This window comes from Flavobacterium sp., from assembly GCF_043773265.1.
In the GTDB taxonomy this organism is placed as follows: Bacteria; Bacteroidota; Bacteroidia; order Flavobacteriales; family Flavobacteriaceae; genus Flavobacterium.
The window spans coordinates 1-2,963 of sequence record NZ_JAYVFH010000039.1 but is presented as its reverse complement, the minus strand read 5'-3'; the positions used below and the strand labels follow the sequence as shown (position 1 = coordinate 2,963).

Here is a 2,963-nt window from a genome sequence, read left to right as displayed (position 1 = left end):
ATTTTTGAAGTTGAATTACTAGAAACTATGCCAACAAAATAATTTAATTTATTAAATTTAAAAAAGCACTAATTTTTCAATTGAAAATTGGTGCTTTTTGATTTATTACTTTTTAAACTTCCAATCAAATTGATCATTATCATTGATAATTGCTCCTATTTCTACCCTAATAATTTCATCAAATTCAGATTGCAGAATTAACCAATTACTTTCATTAAAATGATTTTCAGTAGAGTCAAAATCTTCTGTTTCCCATGATTTAAATGGCAATTCATTTTTTACTTCTATTACATTTCTTCCAATTACTTTTTTGTCTAATAAAACTAAATCTGTATTAGATGAAATAATATATCCCAATCTGTAATCTTCATCTTCATAAAAAGTCAATCGCAATTTTTTATTATAATATAAAAAAATTACATTTTTATCATCATCAACAAACTGCTTATCTGGGTTTCCATAAATAGCAATTACATCTTTCTGCTTCATTCCGAAAAGCAATTGATCAATTCCGTTTTTTGGGTTTATTTTCATTGTTACATTATTTTATACAAAGGTCGCAAAGTTTTTATTTAAGTTAGAGGAAGTTTTGCTATTTTTGAAAAAAAATCATTATGAAAAAAATCATGCTTTTTATAAGTTGTTTTATCGCGATTACTTCTCATGCTCAACTAAAAAAAATCACACTCGAAGAAGGTGTTTTACAACAAAATAGAAAATTTGGAGCCGAAAAATTAACAGGTTTTCAATGGATTCCAACTACTTCAAACTATGTTTATTATACCGATGCTTGGACTAAAATGGTAACAGCTTCTACAAAAGATTCTTCCTCTAAAGAATTAGTAACATTATCTGAAATCAATACTACATTAGGCACAAAAATAAAAAACTTTTTTGGAACAGAATGGATAGATTCAAATACTCTTTTAGTTACTGATGCTGGAAAATATTACACGTATTCTATTGCAACCAAATCTGGGAAATTACATCAAGATACTACCGAAACATTTGAGAACACAACCTTTGATGCATCAAAAAATAATTTAGCATTTACCGAAGAAAACAATCTTTACATCTTAAATAAAAACAAAGAAAAAATTGCTATTACTTCCAATTCTGATAAAAATATAGTTTCTGGTCAAGCGGTTTCTAGAAGTGAATTCGGGATTTCTGGTGGTATTTTTTGGTCGCCAAAATCGTCTTTCTTAGCATTTTATCAAAAAGATGAAACTGATGTTGCCGATTATCCAATTCTTGATATTAATGAAACTCCTGGAAAGTTAATCAATATGAAATATCCAATGATTGGTCAAAAATCTGAAAAACCTAAAATTGGAATTTATAATTTGGCTTCTGGAAAAACAGTTTTTATTGTACCCAGAAACAATCCAGACGATTATTTAACCAATCTTTCTTGGTCGCCAGACGAAAAATTTGTGTTGATTGCAGAAGTAAATCGTGCTCAAAACGATATGTGTTTAAATGTTTATGATGCTAATTCTGGAAAATTTATAAGAACAATTCTAAACGAGATTAATGATAAATGGGTTGAACCAGAACATGATGCTTTTTTCCCAAACAAAAATTCTAACAATTTTATCTGGTTTAGTGAAAAAGATGGTTTCCAACAACTGTACTACTACTCTATTGACGGTAAATTAATCAAGCAATTAACCAATAATAAATTTCCTGTAAGAGAAATTATTGGAGCAAACGCAACAGGAACCGAAGTTTATTTTAAAGCAACTGGCGAAACTGGAACCAATATGTTGGGGTACAAAGTAGATTTAAAAGGCAAACAAACCTTGATTACAAAAGATTTAGGAGTTCATAATTTTATTCCGAATTTTGACGGAAGTGCTTTTTTTGATGAATATTCCAATCATTCATTACCTTCTAAATCATTATTATACGACAAAAATTTAAAATCAAAAACAGTTTTAGAAAGTAAAAATAAATACGAAAGTTACGAAATGGGTTCAGCAGAAATAAAAACCATAAAAGCTGCCGATGGAACAACCGATTTATTTACAAGATTAATAAAACCAAGTAATTTTGACGCTACAAAAAAATATCCAGTTTTAGTTTATGTTTATGGCGGACCACACGCTCAAATGATTACAAATTCATATCTTGATGGAGCAAATCTTTGGATGTATTGGATGGCAGAACAAGGATATTTGGTATTTACAGTAGACAATCGTGGATCTGACAATCGTGGTTTTGCCTTTGAAAGTGTCATTCACAGAAGATGTGGAAGTAACGAAATTGAAGATCAAATGAAAGGTGTAGATTATTTAAAATCATTGCCATATGTAGATGGAAATCGTCTTGCAGTTCACGGTTGGAGTTATGGCGGATTTATGACAACATCATTATTGTTAAGAAAACCAGATGCTTTTAAAGTTGGAGTTGCTGGCGGACCAGTTACCGATTGGAAATGGTATGAAGTAATGTATGGCGAACGATATATGGATACGCCTACAGAAAACCAAAAAGGTTTTGATGAAGCGAGTACATTAAATTACGTAAATAATTTGAAAGGAAAACTATTATTAATTCATGGTACAAGTGATGATACTGTTGTAATGCAACACAACTTAGCATTAGTAAAAAAGTTTGTAGAAGCTGGAAAGCAAATTGACTTTTTTCCTTATCCAATGGCTAAACACAATGTTTTTGGTAAAGACAGAGTGCATTTGATGACTAAGGTTTTAAACTATGTTATTGATAATAATAAATAATAAAGTCTAAATTTCAAAACAACTTGAAGTTTAATTTTTACAATTTATTTTATTACTAATATTCAAGGTTGTCAGCAATGGAAACCTTTTTATTTATCTTAATCAAACCTTGGTTATGCAATTAATAATTGGAGATTTAGTAAACTAATATTTTTATGAATATTTGTTTATAAATCTCCATTCTTTATAAATTAATACTTGGTACAAAATATAAAAAAG

Annotated in this window: 2 protein-coding genes; one reads left to right on the top strand and one right to left on the bottom strand. The window is 28.9% G+C overall.

What is annotated here, in order from left to right; translation table 11 throughout:
• Nucleotides 1–105: 105 nt before the first annotated feature.
• The gene (locus ACH2BO_RS01930; RefSeq protein WP_395043076.1) at nt 106–534 is read right to left on the bottom strand and encodes a hypothetical protein; all 429 of its coding nucleotides are present in this window, start codon (nt 532–534) and stop codon (nt 106–108) included.
• Between the two features lie 80 nt (nt 535–614).
• Here ACH2BO_RS01930 and ACH2BO_RS01925 point away from each other — a divergent pair, with 80 nt between their 5' ends.
• Nucleotides 615–2,744: a DPP IV N-terminal domain-containing protein gene (locus tag ACH2BO_RS01925; RefSeq protein ID WP_395043075.1), complete on the top strand. Its 2,130-nt coding sequence runs from the start codon at nt 615–617 to the stop codon at nt 2,742–2,744.
• Nucleotides 2,745–2,963: the final 219 nt, after the last annotated feature.